Annotated in this window: 14 protein-coding genes and 2 tRNA genes; 11 read left to right on the top strand and 5 right to left on the bottom strand. The window is 53.2% G+C overall.

Features of this window, described 5'->3' with window-relative positions:
• Window positions 1-11: 11 nt before the first annotated feature.
• Window positions 12-88 (top strand) — tRNA-Asp (locus ABIE10_RS22910).
• A 52-nt stretch (window positions 89-140) separates the two neighbouring features.
• Window positions 141-216, top strand: a tRNA-Trp gene (locus tag ABIE10_RS22905).
• A 100-nt stretch (window positions 217-316) separates the two neighbouring features.
• On the opposite strand, the gene hdfR is transcribed toward ABIE10_RS22905, so the two are convergent.
• Window positions 317-1162 (bottom strand): HTH-type transcriptional regulator HdfR, encoded by an 846-nt coding sequence (hdfR, locus tag ABIE10_RS22900; protein WP_094761725.1) that lies wholly within the window; start codon window positions 1160-1162, stop codon window positions 317-319.
• Window positions 1163-1268: 106 nt separating this feature from the next.
• Here hdfR and maoP point away from each other — a divergent pair, with 106 nt between their 5' ends.
• Complete coding sequence (maoP, locus tag ABIE10_RS22895; RefSeq protein WP_151223087.1) at window positions 1269-1607, top strand: macrodomain Ori organization protein MaoP; 339 nt, start codon at window positions 1269-1271, stop codon at window positions 1605-1607.
• A 25-nt stretch (window positions 1608-1632) separates the two neighbouring features.
• Here the strand turns inward: maoP and ABIE10_RS22890 are convergent, their stop codons facing one another.
• Complete coding sequence (locus ABIE10_RS22890) at window positions 1633-3153, bottom strand: YifB family Mg chelatase-like AAA ATPase (protein WP_046274875.1); 1521 nt, start codon at window positions 3151-3153, stop codon at window positions 1633-1635.
• Between the two features lie 353 nt (window positions 3154-3506).
• Between ABIE10_RS22890 and ilvL the strand changes: the two genes are divergently transcribed.
• The 6 genes from ilvL (at window position 3507) to ilvA (ending at window position 10155) form a co-directional block, all read left to right on the top strand.
• Window positions 3507-3605, top strand: a complete 99-nt coding sequence (gene ilvL, locus ABIE10_RS22885; RefSeq protein ID WP_001311244.1) for an ilv operon leader peptide — start codon at window positions 3507-3509, stop codon at window positions 3603-3605.
• Window positions 3606-3744: 139 nt separating this feature from the next.
• The gene (gene ilvG / locus ABIE10_RS22880; protein ID WP_235117462.1) at window positions 3745-5391 is read left to right on the top strand and encodes an acetolactate synthase 2 catalytic subunit; all 1647 of its coding nucleotides are present in this window, start codon (window positions 3745-3747) and stop codon (window positions 5389-5391) included.
• Window positions 5388-5651 carry an acetolactate synthase 2 small subunit gene (ilvM, locus tag ABIE10_RS22875; RefSeq protein ID WP_003018017.1) on the top strand — a complete coding sequence of 88 codons (264 nt, stop codon included), beginning with the start codon at window positions 5388-5390 and terminating at the stop codon, window positions 5649-5651. Before ilvG ends, ilvM begins: the two co-directional genes overlap by 4 nt.
• A gap of 17 nt (window positions 5652-5668) precedes the next feature.
• Entirely contained in the window at window positions 5669-6598 is a 930-nt protein-coding gene (locus ABIE10_RS22870) for a branched-chain amino acid transaminase (RefSeq protein WP_003829030.1), read from the top strand.
• A gap of 156 nt (window positions 6599-6754) precedes the next feature.
• The gene (ilvD, locus tag ABIE10_RS22865; RefSeq protein ID WP_049043201.1) at window positions 6755-8605 is read left to right on the top strand and encodes a dihydroxy-acid dehydratase; all 1851 of its coding nucleotides are present in this window, start codon (window positions 6755-6757) and stop codon (window positions 8603-8605) included.
• A gap of 5 nt (window positions 8606-8610) precedes the next feature.
• Window positions 8611-10155: a threonine ammonia-lyase, biosynthetic gene (ilvA, locus tag ABIE10_RS22860; RefSeq protein ID WP_016157833.1), complete on the top strand. Its 1545-nt coding sequence runs from the start codon at window positions 8611-8613 to the stop codon at window positions 10153-10155.
• 63 nt (window positions 10156-10218) lie between these two features.
• Here ilvA and fabV read toward each other — a convergent pair whose 3' ends face one another.
• Both fabV and ilvY read right to left on the bottom strand, forming a co-directional pair.
• The gene (fabV, locus tag ABIE10_RS22855; protein WP_016155101.1) at window positions 10219-11412 is read right to left on the bottom strand and encodes an enoyl-ACP reductase FabV; all 1194 of its coding nucleotides are present in this window, start codon (window positions 11410-11412) and stop codon (window positions 10219-10221) included.
• 175 nt (window positions 11413-11587) lie between these two features.
• Window positions 11588-12490, bottom strand: a complete 903-nt coding sequence (gene ilvY / locus ABIE10_RS22850) for an HTH-type transcriptional activator IlvY (RefSeq protein WP_016155102.1) — start codon at window positions 12488-12490, stop codon at window positions 11588-11590.
• A gap of 152 nt (window positions 12491-12642) precedes the next feature.
• On the opposite strand from ilvY, the gene ilvC reads away from it, so the two are divergent.
• Window positions 12643-14118, top strand: a complete 1476-nt coding sequence (gene ilvC / locus ABIE10_RS22845; RefSeq protein WP_003844614.1) for a ketol-acid reductoisomerase — start codon at window positions 12643-12645, stop codon at window positions 14116-14118.
• A 54-nt stretch (window positions 14119-14172) separates the two neighbouring features.
• Here ilvC and ppiC read toward each other — a convergent pair whose 3' ends face one another.
• Entirely contained in the window at window positions 14173-14454 is a 282-nt protein-coding gene (gene ppiC, locus ABIE10_RS22840; protein WP_016155104.1) for a peptidylprolyl isomerase PpiC, read from the bottom strand.
• Window positions 14455-14599: 145 nt separating this feature from the next.
• On the opposite strand from ppiC, the gene rep reads away from it, so the two are divergent.
• Window positions 14600-16621, top strand: coding sequence for a DNA helicase Rep (gene rep / locus ABIE10_RS22835; protein ID WP_049282712.1), 2022 nt, complete (start codon window positions 14600-14602; stop codon window positions 16619-16621).
• Window positions 16622-16652 lie beyond the last annotated feature (31 nt).

The raw sequence follows: 16652 nt of genomic DNA, 5'->3' as shown, positions 1-16652 counted from the left end.
AGAAATTCGGTGGAGCGGTAGTTCAGTTGGTTAGAATACCTGCCTGTCACGCAGGGGGTCGCGGGTTCGAGTCCCGTCCGTTCCGCCACTTATTAGAAAATTAAGCCTGCTACCAAGCAGGCTTAATGATAAGAAAATTTAGGGGCGTAGCTCAGTTGGTAGAGCACCGGTCTCCAAAACCGGGTGTCGCGAGTTCGAGTCTCTCCGCCCCTGCCAGAAATAATCCTTAGCATTTTTGCTAAGGATTTTTTTTTACCTGCAATTTGAATCGTGCCTTCCTGCTGTTTTACTCCCGGCATCCTTGCCTATATTTTCTTTAATTTTCCAGAATATTCGTTCTTAGCAGATCGCAAATTAGTCCATTTTTATCGCTGTTTTGCAGCCAAACTGCATATAAAGGACGTGAAAGCGTTGTACTGTCGGTAACCGTATGGAGATCGCTTTTGGTTTTGGCCCAGTTGACGGGAAGCCAGCTAAAGCCCTTAATCACTGAAAGTTGCTGCCTGGCCAATTCTGCCGAACTGGTGGTGAGTACCGGCACTTCATCTCCCGCTATTAGTCCCGCTTCGTGTTGTTGAAAATCGGGTCCCCATTCCAGGCGTAAATAATTCAGCTCATCTTTGGTTTGCGACGGAGAGCTGCAATAGAGCGCCAGCGTGAAATATCCCAACAGTTGGCTGCTAAATTCGTCCATTTTGGGTGTTTCGGTAGTAATCAGTAGATCAAGCTGTCGTTCATGAAGCTGTTTTACTAACGATTGGCGTTGAGCGATCCTCGCTTCAAACTGCAGGCTGGATTGTGGCTCCTGAGATTGATACAAACGCTTCAACCAGTCATTAAGCATGCACTCCCAGAGAGATGCGCTGGCACCGATAGAAAACTCGTTATGCCGCGAGGTATTCGCGACTTCCTTACGTGCTGCCTGCCACGTATTCATCAACGTTTCGGCGTAAGGCAATAATTTTTCACCTGCAGCGGTTAAACGGATATTGTTTCTGTGTCGGGTGAACAGGTTTACACCCAATTGATTTTCCAGTTGTCTGATCCGGAAACTAACCGCTGATTGGGTCAGGTAGAGTGCTTCAGCAGCCCTGCCAAAGTGGCGTGTCCGGCTAACTTCCAGGAAAGTTTTTAACAATTCCGTATCCACAACTCGCTCCATAAAATTATTTGTCGTTATGATTTAAATCTTTTGTTTGACGCTCTGTCAAGCGTAACTAATACTCCGCGCCATAAATAGCTCGGCCAAAGAATTAGGAGCGTGCAGGATGGCGGAAAGCTTTACGACGACTAATCGATATTTCGATAATAAATATTATCCCCGCGGATTCTCCCGTCATGGTGATTTCACCATTAAAGAAGCACAACTGCTTGAGCGTCACGGTTATGCTTTCAACGAGCTGGATCTGGGCAAGCGTGAGCCGGTAACTGAAGAAGAAAAAATGTTTGTTGCGGTATGCCGTGGTGAACGTGAGCCGGTTACCGAAGCTGAACGTGTGTGGTCTAAATATATGACGCGTATTAAGCGTCCAAAACGCTTCCACACCTTATCGGGTGGGAAACCTCAGGTGGAAGGCGCAGAAGACTACACCGAATCTGATGATTAATAAAAAAAGGGCGAAAGCCCTTTTTTTATGTCAGTAGTTTCTGCAGATGAATGAGTAACCTGTCTATCGCTCGGTACCCAACGGCCTCCTGTAAATGCTGGCGAGAGATGTGATCACATTGTTCGATATCCGCAATCGTTCGAGCGACCTTAATCAGGCGTAGCCAGGCGCGGATAGACAATCCGAGATGCGCGAGCGTTTCTTCAAGCCACTGTGCATCGTCGCTACGCAGTAGGCAGTATTTATGGATATCCTGACTGTCCAGATGTGCGTTTAACTTATTTTGCCGCTGATACTGACGCTCTCGCGCTGCCATAACACGTTGCTTCACCGTTGCGCTATTTTCCCCTTTCATCGCGCTCTGGCTGAGTATACCGGGCGGCGGTAAGGGAATTTCGAGGGAGAGGTCGAAGCGGTCAAGAAATGGACCTGACAATCGATTTAGGTAGCGCAGCGTCTGTTCTGGGGTACAGCGGTTATGGTTCCCCTGATAATGGCCCGTCGGGCTTGGATTCATCGCAGCTATGAGTTGAAAGCGTGCGGGATAGGTTATTTTTGCTCTGGTGCGGGATAGATGGATCTGCCCGGACTCGATGGGTTCGCGCAGTGCATCCAGCGTGCGCCGCTCAAACTCGGGTAGTTCATCCAGAAACAGTATGCCGTTGTGCGCCAAAGAGATCTCTCCTGGCGCAGGAATAGAGCCTCCACCGACCATGGCGGTTAATGAAGCACTGTGATGTGGCGAGCGAAAAGGGCGCTGCTTCCACTGTTTTTGTATCGTGTCGGAATGGATCAGACTGAGTATCGCGGCACTTTCCAGCGCTTCATCGTTGCTAAGTGGAGGGAGCAGCCCTCTGAGTCGACTGGCTAGCATAGTCTTTCCCGTACCCGGCGGGCCGATGAGCAAGAGATTGTGGCCGCCTGCTGCGGTAAGCTCCAGCCCGCGTTTACCCTGTTCCTGGCCGATAACATCGCTCAGATCATCAGCTAATGCGTTAGGCGTAAAATCTGCGGATGATGGCCTGTCTAAATCATGCTTACCTTCGAGAAATGCGCATACGGTCTGCAGGTGATCGGCGATCAGGCACCCTTCGCCGTGTATCAGTCCAACTTCAGCGGCATTCTCTTTTGCGACAATAATTCGCCTGCCTGCACGAATGGCCTCGGTTGCGCTTGATATCGCGCCGGGAACGCCGCGTAGCGCGCCTGTAAGCGCTAATTCACCTACCAGCTCGTAGGTGTCGAGATTGTGGGGTGTAAGCTGCTCAGAAGCGGCCAGAAGCGCAACAGCGATAGGTAAATCATATCGCCCCCCTTCTTTCGGGAGATCGGCCGGAGCGAGGTTTATAGTTATCTTCTTTGCCGGGAATTCATAACCGCTATTAATAATCGCACTGCGTACCCGATCGCGAGCCTCTTTCACCGTCGTTTCGGGCAGCCCCACCATGGTTAAACCAGGCAGGCCGTTGCTGATATGTACCTCGATGGTAATGGCTGGCGCATTCACGCCTAGCGCGGCGCGTGTGTGAACAATCGATAGTGACATAATTCCTCCTGATAAAAGTATTATGTCGCAATACATCGCGGCAAGATTTCATATAATTGCGGTTTTTAGATGCTGATTCCCGTATTTTTGCGCAACGTATAACTGCTTGCATTAAGCCTGGAATGACGCCCGCAAATGCTTTTGAATGGTGTTTGTATTGGGGATCGGGTTACCGAGGATCGCCTGAAGCGTGAAATATTTTCATTTTTGATTTTTTTGTATAAAAAACAACGGTATTTATCTAAACCGTTAACGACGTCAGAAAAACGAATAAAAAAATATCTTGTGTCATTTGCAAATTCTATGGTAACTCTTTAGGTATTCCTTCGAACAAGATGCAAGAAAATACAAAAATGACAGCCCTTCTACGAGTGATTAGCCTGGTCGTGATTAGCGTGGTGGTGATTATTATCCCACCGTGCGGGGCTGCACTTGGACGAGGAAAGGCTTAGAAAACAAGCCTTAACGAACTAAGACCCCCGCACCGAAAGGTCCGGGGGTTTTTTTTGACCTTAAAAACATACACGAGGAGCAGAAAGTGAACGGTAGCATAAAATTCTGTTTCTCTAGATTTACGGCGGGGATGTAACTATGAATGGGGCACAGTGGGTGGTACATGCGTTGCGTGCACAAGGGGTTCAAACCGTCTTTGGTTATCCTGGTGGCGCAATTATGCCGGTTTACGATGCGTTGTATGACGGCGGCGTAGAGCACCTGTTGTGCCGACACGAGCAGGGTGCGGCAATGGCGGCGATTGGCTATGCCCGTGCGACCGGTAAAACCGGCGTTTGTATCGCTACCTCCGGCCCTGGCGCAACCAACCTGATCACGGGCCTTGCCGATGCGCTGTTAGATTCTGTTCCAGTGGTGGCGATCACCGGTCAGGTGGCATCACCTTTCATCGGAACGGATGCGTTCCAGGAAGTGGACGTGCTGGGGATGTCTCTGTCCTGCACCAAACACAGCTTCCTGGTACAGTCACTCGAAGAACTGCCGCGTATCATGGCTGAGGCTTTCGCCGTGGCGAATTCCGGTCGTCCGGGTCCGGTTCTGGTTGATATCCCGAAAGACATCCAATTAGCCAGCGGTTCGCTGGAGCCATATTTTACGACCGTCGAAAACGTAGAGACGTTTCCGCACGCTGACGTTGAGCAGGCACGTAATATGCTGGCGCAGGCACAAAAACCCATCCTGTACGTAGGTGGTGGCGTAGGTATGGCGCAGGCGGTCCCGGCCCTGCGTGAATTTATCGCGGTAACCCAAATGCCGGTCGCCTGCACGCTGAAAGGTCTGGGCGCAGTAGATGCTGACTACCCGTACTATTTGGGCATGTTGGGAATGCACGGTACTAAAGCCGCGAATTTCGCGGTGCAAGAGTGCGATTTACTGATTGCGGTTGGCGCACGTTTTGATGACCGGGTGACTGGCAAGCTGAATACCTTCGCACCGAACGCCAGCGTAATCCACATGGATATCGACCCAGCGGAAATGAACAAACTGCGCCAGGCACACGTGGCGCTGCAGGGGGATTTAAATTCTCTTCTGCCAGCATTACAGCAATTGATGAAGATTGACGAATGGCGTCAGCACAGCGCTGAACTGCGCGCAGAACATACCTGGCGCTACGACCATCCGGGGGAAGCTATCTATGCGCCACTGTTGTTAAAGCAGTTATCCGATCGCAAACCTGCGGATAGCGTAGTGACAACGGATGTGGGCCAGCATCAGATGTGGTCGGCACAGCATATGACCTACACTCGCCCTGAAAACTTCATCACGTCGAGCGGTCTGGGGACGATGGGCTTTGGCCTGCCAGCAGCGGTTGGCGCGCAGGTTGCTCGTCCGAATGATACGGTAATCTGTATCTCCGGTGACGGTTCCTTCATGATGAATGTACAGGAATTGGGCACCGTAAAACGCAAGCAGTTGCCGCTGAAGATAGTTTTACTCGACAACCAGCGGTTAGGCATGGTGCGACAATGGCAGCAGCTGTTTTTCCAGGAACGTTATAGCGAAACCACCCTTACCGATAACCCCGATTTCCTCATGTTGGCCAGAGCCTTCGGCATTCCTGGTCAACACATCACCCGTAAAGACCAGGTTGAAGCGGCACTCGACACCATGCTGAACAGCGAGGGGCCATACTTGCTTCATGTCTCAATCGACGAACTTGAGAATGTCTGGCCTCTGGTGCCACCTGGCGCCAGTAACTCAGAAATGCTGGAGAAATTATCATGATGCAACATCAGGTCGCCGTTGAGGCTCGTTTCAATCCGGAAACGTTAGAACGTGTTTTACGCGTGGTACGTCATCGTGGTTTTCAGGTGTGCTCCATGAATATGGAAGCCGCCAGCGATGCGCAGAATATAAATATCGAATTGACCGTTGCCAGCCCCCGGTCGGTCGACTTACTGTTTAGTCAGTTAAGTAAACTGGTAGATGTTGCACATGTTGCTATCTGCCAGAGCACAACCACATCACAACAAATCCGCGCCTGAGCGCAAAAGGAAGAAAAATGACGACGAAAAAAGCTGATTACATTTGGTCTAATGGCGAGATGATTCGTTGGGAAGACGCGAAGGTCCACGTGATGTCCCACGCGCTGCACTACGGTACTTCTGTATTTGAAGGGATCCGTTGCTACGATTCTCACAAAGGGCCGGTAGTGTTCCGTCATCGCGAACATATGCAGCGTCTGCGTGATTCAGCCAAGATCTATCGTTTTCCCGTTTCTCAGAGCGTTGATGAGCTGATGGAAGCTTGCCGTGAGGTGATTCGTAAAAACAACCTGACCAGCGCCTATATCCGTCCGCTGGTGTTTGTTGGCGACGTAGGGATGGGCGTTAACCCGCCTGCGGGATACACCACTGATGTGATAATCGCCGCGTTCCCATGGGGGGCTTACCTCGGTGCTGAAGCGCTGGAGCAGGGGATCGACGCGATGGTTTCTTCCTGGAACCGCGTTGCGCCGAACACGATTCCTACCGCTGCTAAAGCAGGTGGTAACTATCTGTCTTCGCTGCTGGTGGGTAGTGAAGCGCGTCGTCATGGCTACCAGGAAGGCATTGCGCTGGATGTGAATGGCTACATCTCCGAAGGCGCGGGCGAAAACCTGTTTGAAGTAAAAGACGGCATTCTGTTTACCCCGCCGTTTACCTCTTCCGCGCTGCCGGGTATCACCCGTGACGCGATCATTAAGTTGGCGAAAGATCTCGATATCGAAGTGCGTGAGCAGGTGCTGTCTCGTGAATCGCTGTACCTGGCCGACGAAGTGTTCATGTCCGGTACCGCGGCCGAAATCACCCCAGTACGCAGCGTCGATGGTATTCAGGTGGGCGAAGGCCGCTGCGGTCCGGTCACCAAACGCATCCAGCAGGCTTTCTTTGGCCTCTTCACCGGTGAAACGGAAGATAAATACGGCTGGTTGGATTCAGTAAACCAATAACAAAATTAATATTTCCCCAAAATAGTTCACGTTGCAGGAACACGGCAACGCAGCGAGCCCCAGGAGCTTACTTTAGTAGGTGACTGGGGGGAGCGAGGCAGCCCTCAGCTGCGGCGTGAAATATGCAGGGGAAAGACAGACGGGAGTTAATCAAGCATGCCTAAGTATCGTTCTGCTACCACCACCCACGGCCGCAATATGGCGGGTGCCCGCGCACTGTGGCGCGCCACCGGGATGACCGATGATGACTTCGGTAAACCGATTATCGCTGTGGTGAACTCCTTTACCCAGTTTGTGCCGGGCCACGTCCACCTGCGCGATCTCGGTAAGCTGGTTGCCGAACAAATCGAAGCCTCAGGCGGCGTGGCGAAAGAGTTCAACACCATCGCCGTGGATGATGGTATCGCCATGGGTCATGGCGGCATGCTTTATTCACTGCCGTCGCGTGAGCTGATCGCCGATTCAGTGGAATATATGGTTAACGCCCACTGCGCCGATGCGATGGTCTGCATCTCTAACTGCGATAAAATCACCCCCGGGATGTTAATGGCCTCTCTGCGGCTAAACATTCCGGTGATCTTTGTTTCCGGCGGCCCAATGGAAGCCGGGAAAACCAAGCTCTCTGACCAAATCATCAAGCTTGATCTGGTTGATGCGATGATTCAGGGCGCAGACCCGAAAGTCTCAGACTCGCAGAGCGAGCAGGTTGAACGTTCGGCCTGTCCGACCTGCGGCTCGTGCTCCGGGATGTTCACCGCCAACTCGATGAACTGCCTGACCGAAGCGCTGGGTCTGTCGCAGCCGGGTAACGGTTCGCTGTTGGCGACTCACGCCGACCGTAAAGAGCTGTTCCTCAACGCAGGTAAACGCATCGTTGAGCTGACCAAACGCTACTACGAGCAGGATGACGCTTCAGCCCTGCCGCGCAACATTGCCAGCAAGGCGGCGTTTGAGAACGCCATGACGCTGGATATTGCGATGGGCGGTTCCACCAACACCGTTCTGCACCTGCTGGCGGCCGCGCAGGAAGCGGAAATCGACTTCACCATGAGTGATATTGATAAGTTATCCCGCAAAGTCCCGCAACTGTGTAAAGTTGCGCCGAGTACGCAGAAATACCATATGGAAGACGTGCACCGCGCGGGCGGCGTACTGGGTATTTTAGGCGAGCTGGATCGCGCCGGTCTACTGAACCGCAACGTGAAAAACGTGCTGGGACTGACTCTGCCGCAAACGCTCGATAGTTATGACGTCATGCTGACCAAAGACGACGCGGTGAAAAAAATGTTCCGCGCAGGTCCGGCTGGCATCCGTACCACCCAGGCGTTCTCGCAGGATTGTCGTTGGGACACCCTGGATGATGACCGCGCAGAAGGTTGCATTCGCTCGTTGGAACATGCTTACAGCAAAGACGGCGGCCTGGCAGTCCTGTACGGTAACTTCGCGGAAAACGGCTGTATCGTAAAAACTGCTGGTGTGGATGACAGCATCCTGAAATTCACCGGCCCGGCAAAAGTGTATGAAAGCCAGGACGATGCGGTTGAAGCTATCCTCGGCGGTAAAGTGGTTGCCGGCGACGTGGTGGTGATTCGCTACGAAGGGCCGAAGGGCGGGCCAGGCATGCAGGAAATGCTCTACCCAACCACCTTCCTGAAATCTATGGGTCTCGGTAAGGCCTGCGCGCTGATTACCGACGGTCGTTTCTCTGGCGGTACTTCGGGGCTTTCCATTGGTCACGTTTCTCCTGAAGCGGCCAGCGGCGGTAATATCGCAATTATCGAAGATGGCGACATGATTGCTATCGATATCCCGAATCGTGGCATTCAACTGCAACTGAGCGATGCGGAAATCGCTGCGCGCCGTGAAGCGCAAGAAGCTCGTGGTGACAAAGCCTGGACGCCAAAAGATCGTCAGCGTCAGGTCTCCTTTGCGCTGCGCGCTTACGCCAGCCTGGCAACCAGCGCCGACAAAGGTGCGGTGCGCGATAAGTCGAAACTAGGGGGATAATGACCATGGCGGATTCTCAACCCCTGTCCGGCGCTCCAGAAGGCGCCGAGTACCTCAGAGCAGTGCTGCGTGCGCCGGTATACGAAGCGGCGCAGGTCACACCGCTACAAAAAATGGAAAAACTCTCTTCGCGCCTCGACAACGTGATCCTGGTGAAGCGCGAAGACCGTCAACCCGTTCACAGCTTCAAGCTGCGCGGTGCCTATGCCATGATGGCCGGTCTGACCGAAGAGCAAAAAGCGCATGGCGTAATCACCGCATCGGCGGGTAATCATGCTCAGGGTGTAGCTTTCTCTTCTGCGCGATTAGGCGTGAAGGCGCTGATTGTCATGCCTACGGCTACCGCCGATATCAAAGTCGATGCCGTTCGCGGTTTCGGTGGTGAAGTACTGTTACACGGCGCGAATTTTGATGAAGCCAAAGCCAAAGCGATTGAGCTGTCGCAGCAGCAGGGTTTTACCTGGGTTCCTCCGTTCGACCATCCGATGGTGATTGCCGGGCAGGGCACACTGGCACTGGAGTTATTGCAGCAGGATGCCCACCTTGATCGTGTATTCGTGCCGGTGGGCGGTGGCGGATTAGCGGCAGGCGTGGCGGTGCTGATCAAGCAGTTGATGCCGCAGATCAAAGTGATTGCCGTTGAAGCTGAAGACTCAGCCTGCCTGAAAGCGGCGCTGGATGCCGGTCAACCGGTCGATCTTCCGCGTGTTGGCCTCTTTGCTGAAGGCGTGGCGGTGAAACGTATCGGCGACGAAACCTTCCGTTTGTGCCAGGAGTATCTCGACGACATCATCACTGTCGATAGCGACGCTATCTGCGCGGCAATGAAAGATCTGTTCGAGGATGTGCGCGCGGTGGCTGAACCATCCGGTGCGCTGGCGCTGGCGGGGATGAAAAAGTACATTGCCCAGCACAATATTCGCGGCGAACGTCTGGCGCATATCCTTTCCGGCGCTAACGTTAACTTCCATGGCCTGCGCTACGTTTCCGAACGTTGCGAGCTGGGCGAACAGCGCGAAGCGTTGCTGGCAGTAACTATTCCGGAAGAAAAGGGTAGCTTCCTGAAGTTTTGCCAGCTGTTGGGAGGACGCTCGGTTACCGAGTTTAACTACCGATTTGCTGATGCGAAAGACGCCTGTATTTTTGTTGGCGTCCGTCTGAGCCGTGGGCTGGAAGAGCGTAAGGAAATCCTCCAGTTGCTTAATGAGGGCGGCTACAGCGTAGTGGATTTGTCCGACGACGAAATGGCGAAGCTGCACGTGCGCTACATGGTCGGTGGGCGCCCGTCGAAACCCTTGCAGGAGCGGCTGTACAGCTTCGAATTCCCGGAATCTCCGGGGGCGTTGCTCAAATTCCTGCATACCCTGGGGACGCACTGGAATATTTCGTTGTTCCACTATCGTAGTCACGGAACCGATTATGGTCGCGTACTGGCGGCGTTTGAGTTGGGTGAGCACGAGCCTGATTTCGAAACGCGACTGAACGAACTAGGTTATGACTGTCATGATGAAACGCATAACCCGGCGTTCAGGTTCTTCCTGGCGGGTTAGTGGTAGCCATTAAAAAAGGGTTCATGTAAAAACATGAACCCTTTTTGCAACTGTATCAGCAGATTACAGCGTGATGACTTCGAATTCGACTTCGGTGTTTACATCCGCATCGTAATCCACTTCGTCGAGACCAAAACCGAACAGATTCAGGAATTCCTGCTTGTATCCTGCATAGTCCGTTTTTTGCGCCAGGTTTTCGGTGGTGATCAGCGGCCACAGATCGCGGCATGCCTGCTGAATGTCTTCACGCAGTTCCCAGTCATCCATACGGATACGCTGGTTGTCATCAAGCGCCACTTTATCGCCGTACAGGCTGGTGGTCATCAGACGGTTGATCTGCTCGATGCAGCCTTCATGAATGCCCTGTTCTTTCATCAGCTTGAAGACCATGGAGATGTACAGCGGCATCACCGGAATCGCAGAAGAGGCCTGCGTGATAACGGATTTCAGTACAGCAACGTTAGCGGAACCGTTCAGCGGAGCCAGTTGATTACGCAGCGCGCCTGCCGCGCGGTCGAGATCTTCTTTTGCTTTGCCCAGCGCGCCGTGCCAGTAGATTGGCCAGGTCAGGTCAGTACCGATGTAGGAGTAGGCAACGGTTTTCACGCCGTCAGCCAGCACGCCTGCTTCACTCAGCGCGCCCATCCACAGTTCCCAGTCTTCGCCGCCCATAACGGTGACGGTGTTCTGAACTTCTTCTTCGGTTGCCGGCTCAATGCTGGCGGTTATGATCTGATCTTTGTTGGTATCGATCGCTTTAGAGGTATAAACCTCACCGATTGGCTTCAGCGCAGAACGGACGATTTCACCGGTTTTCGGCATTTTACGTACCGGAGATGCCAGTGAGTAAACCACCAGGTCAATCTGACCCAGGTCTTCTTTGATCAGTTTGATAACTTCGTCGCGACACTCGTCGGAGAACGCGTCGCCGTTGATACTTTTGGAATACAGACCTTCACGTTTTGCGGCCTCATCGAAGGCTGCAGAGTTATACCAGCCCGCGGAACCTGGCTTGGTTTCCGTGCCTGGTTTTTCGAAAAATACGCCGATAGTGGCGGCTCCGCTGCCAAACGCGGCGGAAATTCTGGAAGCAAGGCCGTAACCGGTGGAAGCACCGATGACCAGCACGCGGGAAGGGCCGTTAGCGATTTTCCCGTTTTTCTTCACATAATCGATCTGTTTTTCCACATTGACTTTGCAGCCAGTCGGATGGGTCGTTGTACAGATGAATCCACGAATTTTTGGTTTGATTATCATAATGATGGCTAATTAAGTTTGTATTTTCGCTGTCAAGTGCGCAATGACACCGTCTGTTCTGGCTTGCTAAACGTGATGGTTAACAAGCCCCCCACATCTATTATGGCACGGGACATTATACAGAAAAGGAGCGCCAATACTGAATCTACCACTGATTTTAGGCCTGACGCTGGCGCTACTCGGCGGATTTACGCTCCAGAACAATCTTCCAGAACGCGTCTATGAGCGGCTCATGCAGCCGTTTTTTCGGCGCGCAGACGCCCAGCTCGAACGGTGTTTTTTCGTCGCTGCGTTCTAAAATCATCACGCGATTCCGTACCGGCTCCGGGCTGTTTTCCAGTACCACTTCCGGCAGCAGCGCCACACCGCAGCCCAGCGCCACCATCGAGACCATCGCTTCGTGCCCCCCCACGGTGGCGTAAATCGATGGGTTGCTGATTTTGTGACGGCGGAACCACAGCTCGATGCGGCGGCGTACCGGCCCCTGGTCGGCCATGATAAACGGCACCGTCGACCAGTCCGGCTTATCGACCGAAACCTGATTCCGTACCGGGCAAGGCAATGCTGGTGCGATCAACACTACCGTTAAATTTTCCAGCATCGAGAATGCTACTGCGCCGGGCAGCGTCTCCGGCTTACCCGCTATTGCCAGATCGGCCTCTCCGGTGACCACTTTGTCCATTGCGTCAGCGGCATCGCCGGTGGTGAGCTTAATTTCAACCGAGGGGTGCTCGGCGCGAAAGCGGTCGAGAATTGGCGGCAGGTGGCTGTAGGCGGCGGTAACCGAGCAGAAGATATGCAGCTCACCCGACAGCGACGGTCCCTGCTGATCGAGGGTGTGGCGCAATTGTTGATACTGCAACAGCGTCTGCTGGGCAAACACTCGCAGCTCTTCGCCTGCTTCGGTCAGCGTGACCGTACGGTTATCGCGCACAAACAGCGCCTGGCCGAGATCTTCTTCCAGCCGTTGGATCTGGCGTGAGAGTGTGGAGGGGCTGACGTGCATTGCCCGCGCACTGCGGCCAAAGTGGCGGCTTTCCGCCAGATGCAGGAACATTTTCAGATCGCGTAAATCCACGGACGAGCCTCCGATTTTCTACGTTGCAGATATTGCAATGTGATGTTGTGAATATATCAATTTCCGCAATAAATTTCCTGTTGTAATGTGGGTTCATTCTCGCTGAAACGCGAACCGAACAATAAGACAGTACAACATCACGAGGTATCACCATGGCTAACTACTTTAATACACTGAACCTGCGCCAGCAGCTGGCGCAGCTGGGCAAATGTCGCTTTATGGGGCGCGACGAATTCGCCGATGGCGCAAGCTACCTTCAGGGTAAAAAAGTGGTCATCGTCGGGTGCGGTGCTCAGGGGCTTAACCAAGGCCTGAACATGCGCGACTCCGGTTTGGATATCTCCTACGCCCTGCGTAAAGAAGCGATTGCTGAGAAGCGCGCTTCCTGGCGCAAAGCGACCGAAAATGGCTTCAAAGTAGGTACCTATGAAGAGCTGATCCCGCAGGCAGATCTGGTGGTTAACCTGACCCCGGACAAACAGCACTCCGACGTTGTACGTTCCGTACAGCCGCTGATGAAAGACGGCGCGGCGCTGGGCTACTCCCACGGTTTCAACATCGTCGAAGTGGGCGAGCAGATCCGTAAAGATATCACTGTGGTGATGGTTGCGCCGAAGTGTCCGGGTACCGAAGTGCGTGAAGAGTACAAACGTGGTTTTGGTGTTCCCACCCTGATCGCCGTTCACCCGGAAAACGATCCGAAAGGCGAAGGCATGGCGATTGCCAAAGCATGGGCTGCGGCCACTGGCGGTCACCGTGCAGGCGTGCTGGAATCGTCCTTCGTTGCGGAAGTGAAATCTGACCTGATGGGCGAGCAGACAATCCTGTGCGGTATGCTGCAGGCTGGCTCTCTGCTGTGCTTCGACAAGCTGGTGGAAGAGGGTACTGACCCGGCTTACGCCGAAAAACTGATTCAGTTCGGCTGGGAAACCATCACCGAAGCGCTGAAGCAGGGCGGTATCACCCTGATGATGGATCGTCTGTCTAACCCAGCGAAACTGCGTGCTTATGCGCTGTCCGAACAGCTGAAAGAGATCATGGCGCCGCTGTTCCAGAAACACATGGATGACATCATCTCCGGCGAATTCTCTTCAGGCATGATGGCTGACTGGGCCAACGACGATAAGAAACTGCTGACCTGGCGTGAAGAGACCGGCAAAACCGCGTTCGAAACCGCGCCGCAGTTTGAAGGTAAAATTGGCGAGCAGGAGTACTTCGATAAAGGCGTGCTGATGATCGCGATGGTGAAGGCTGGCGTTGAGCTGGCGTTTGAAACCATGGTGGATTCCGGCATCATCGAAGAGTCTGCTTACTACGAATCACTGCACGAACTGCCGCTGATCGCGAACACCATCGCCCGTAAGCGCCTGTACGAAATGAACGTTGTCATTTCCGATACCGCAGAATACGGTAACTACCTGTTCTCTTACGCGTGCGTACCGCTGCTGAAAGAGTTCATGACTACCCTGCAAACCGGGGATCTGGGCAAAGCGATTGCCGAAGGTGCGGTAGACAACGCGCAGCTGCGCGACGTAAACGATGCTATTCGCAGCCATGCTATCGAGAAAGTGGGCCAGAAACTGCGTGGCTATATGACTGATATGAAACGTATTGCTGTAGCTGGCTAAGAGGCTGCCATTCGGCAAAAAAAAGCCCGGTGGTTGAACACACCGGGCTTTTTATTAGTTACGGTACAGCACTTTAATGATGTGATAACCGAACTGAGTGTGCAGTGGGCCGGTTGGCTCCAGCACCGGGCAGGAGAACACCACTTTATCAAACGCCGGAACCATCTGGCCCTGACGGAATTCGCCTAAATCGCCGCCGCGCTTGCCCGACGGGCAGATAGAGTGTTTCTTCGCCAGTTTACCAAAATCGGCGCCATTTTTGATTTGTTCCAGAAGATCGAGAGCCAGTTTCTCTTCTTTAACAAGGATATGCACTGCTGATGCTGTTTTTGCCATGGTTTGCGCTCTGAGTTGAGTGATAAATCAGGGCGCAATAGTAGCATGTAATCCATGGTCTTCGGCGATGGGCTATGACCGATCCCCCTGGCGTCACTTTCTGCTACAATCCACATCCCCGTGTTTACAGATTGAGCAATCCTCTATGCGTTTGAACCCCGGACAACAACAAGCCGTCGAATTCGTCACCGGACCTTGCCTGGTGCTGGCGGGAGCGGGTTCCGGTAAGACGCGTGTTATCACTAACAAAATCGCACATCTGATCCGTGAATGTGGCTATCAGGCACGGCATATTGCGGCAGTAACCTTTACCAATAAGGCTGCGCGCGAGATGAAAGAGCGTGTGGCGCAAACGTTGGGTCGTAAAGAAGCGCGCGGGTTGATGATCTCTACTTTCCACACTCTGGGACTGGATGTCATTAAGCGTGAATACGCCGCGCTAGGGATGAAGTCGAACTTCTCGTTGTTTGATGATACTGACCAGGTGGCCCTGCTTAAGGAATTGACCGAAGGGCTAATTGAAGACGATAAACTTATCCTTCAACAGTTGATTTCAACGATCTCCAACTGGAAAAACGATCTGATGACCCCAGCGCAGGCGGCAGCCAGTGCAAAGGGTGAACGCGATCGTATTTTTGCCCACTGCTATGGTTTGTATGACGCGCATATGAAGGCGTGTAACGTCCTCGATTTTGACGATCTGATCCTGCTCCCCACGCTGCTGTTGCAGCGCAATGAAGAAGTACGTGAGCGTTGGCAAAATCGAATCCGCTACCTGCTGGTGGATGAATATCAGGATACCAACACCAGCCAGTACGAGTTGGTGAAGTTGCTGGTGGGGAAACGCGCGCGCTTTACCGTCGTGGGTGATGACGATCAGTCGATCTACTCCTGGCGCGGTGCACGTCCGCAGAACCTGGTACTGTTAAGCAAAGATTTTCCGGCGCTGCAGGTGGTGAAGCTGGAGCAAAACTATCGCTCATCAGGGCGTATCCTGAAGGCGGCGAACATCCTTATTGCTAACAACCCACACGTCTTTGAAAAACGGCTCTTTTCTGAGCTGGGCTACGGCGCTGAGCTGAAGGTGTTGAGTGCGAATAATGAAGAGCACGAAGCAGAACGCGTGACCGGGGAACTGATTGCCCATCACTTTGTGAACAAGACGCAGTATAAAGACTACGCCATCCTGTATCGCGGTAATCATCAGTCGCGAGTGTTCGAAAAGTTTCTGATGCAGAACCGCATCCCATACAAAATTTCCGGCGGGACGTCGTTCTTCTCGCGTCCGGAGATTAAAGATTTGCTGGCCTATCTGCGCGTGCTCAGCAACCCGGATGATGACAGTGCATTTTTGCGCATCGTAAACACCCCTAAGCGTGAAATCGGTCCGGCCACGCTGCAAAAGTTGGGGGAATGGGCGATGACGCGTAATAAAAGCCTGTTTACCGCCAGCTTTGATATGGGACTTAGCCAGACGCTAACCGGGCGTGGATATGATTCTCTGACCCGCTTTACGCACTGGCTGGGTGACATTCAACGTCTGGCGGAGCGCGAGCCGGTTGCCGCCGTACGCGATCTGATCCACGGCATTGATTACGAATCCTGGCTGTATGAAACCTCGCCGAGCCCGAAAGCGGCCGAAATGCGTATGAAAAACGTCAACACGCTGTTCAGCTGGATGACGGAGATGCTGGAAGGTAGTGAGCTGGAAGAGCCAATGACCCTGACTCAGGTCGTTACCCGCTTTACCCTGCGCGACATGATGGAGCGCGGAGAGAGCGAAGAAGAGTTGGATCAGGTGCAGTTGATGACGCTGCATGCTTCAAAAGGACTGGAGTTCCCGTACGTATTTATGGTGGGAATGGAAGAAGGATTTTTGCCGCACCAGAGCAGCATCGATGAAGATAACATCGACGAAGAGCGTCGTCTGGCTTACGTCGGGATTACACGTGCGCAGAAAGAACTTATCTTCACGCTGTGTAAAGAGCGCCGCCAGTACGGTGAACTGGTTCGACCGGAACCGAGCCGTTTCCTGTTGGAACTACCACAAGATGACGTTATCTGGGAACAGGAGCGTAAAGTGGTGAGTGCCGAGGAGCGGATGCAAAAAGGGCAGGCCAGCATTGCCAATATTCGGGCGATGATGGCGAAAGCCAAAGAGAAATAGGTATTTTGTAGGCCGGATAAGCGTAAGCGCT

The organism is Citrobacter sp. 506 (assembly GCF_050434985.1).
GTDB classification, from domain to species: domain Bacteria; phylum Pseudomonadota; class Gammaproteobacteria; order Enterobacterales; family Enterobacteriaceae; genus Citrobacter; species Citrobacter braakii.
Note: the sequence above shows the minus strand (reverse complement) of the source record. Positions and strands in the feature narration are given on the sequence as shown.

Bases quoted from the DNA above. Each gene is read 5' to 3' on its own strand.
- fabV (WP_016155101.1), bottom strand. From the start codon at position 11,412: ATGATAATCAAACCAAAAATTCGTGGATTCATCTGTACAACGACCCAT.
- ilvA (WP_016157833.1), top strand. From the start codon at position 8,611: ATGGCGGATTCTCAACCCCTGTCCGGCGCTCCAGAAGGCGCCGAGTAC.
- rep (WP_049282712.1), top strand. From the start codon at position 14,600: ATGCGTTTGAACCCCGGACAACAACAAGCCGTCGAATTCGTCACCGGA.
- hdfR (WP_094761725.1), bottom strand. From the start codon at position 1,162: ATGGAGCGAGTTGTGGATACGGAATTGTTAAAAACTTTCCTGGAAGTT.
- ilvG (WP_235117462.1), top strand. From the start codon at position 3,745: ATGAATGGGGCACAGTGGGTGGTACATGCGTTGCGTGCACAAGGGGTT.
- ilvC (WP_003844614.1), top strand. From the start codon at position 12,643: ATGGCTAACTACTTTAATACACTGAACCTGCGCCAGCAGCTGGCGCAG.
- ppiC (WP_016155104.1), bottom strand. From the start codon at position 14,454: ATGGCAAAAACAGCATCAGCAGTGCATATCCTTGTTAAAGAAGAGAAA.
- ilvM (WP_003018017.1), top strand. From the start codon at position 5,388: ATGATGCAACATCAGGTCGCCGTTGAGGCTCGTTTCAATCCGGAAACG.
- maoP (WP_151223087.1), top strand. From the start codon at position 1,269: ATGGCGGAAAGCTTTACGACGACTAATCGATATTTCGATAATAAATAT.
- ilvL (WP_001311244.1), top strand. From the start codon at position 3,507: ATGACAGCCCTTCTACGAGTGATTAGCCTGGTCGTGATTAGCGTGGTG.
- ABIE10_RS22890 (WP_046274875.1), bottom strand. From the start codon at position 3,153: ATGTCACTATCGATTGTTCACACACGCGCCGCGCTAGGCGTGAATGCG.
- ilvD (WP_049043201.1), top strand. From the start codon at position 6,755: ATGCCTAAGTATCGTTCTGCTACCACCACCCACGGCCGCAATATGGCG.
- ABIE10_RS22870 (WP_003829030.1), top strand. From the start codon at position 5,669: ATGACGACGAAAAAAGCTGATTACATTTGGTCTAATGGCGAGATGATT.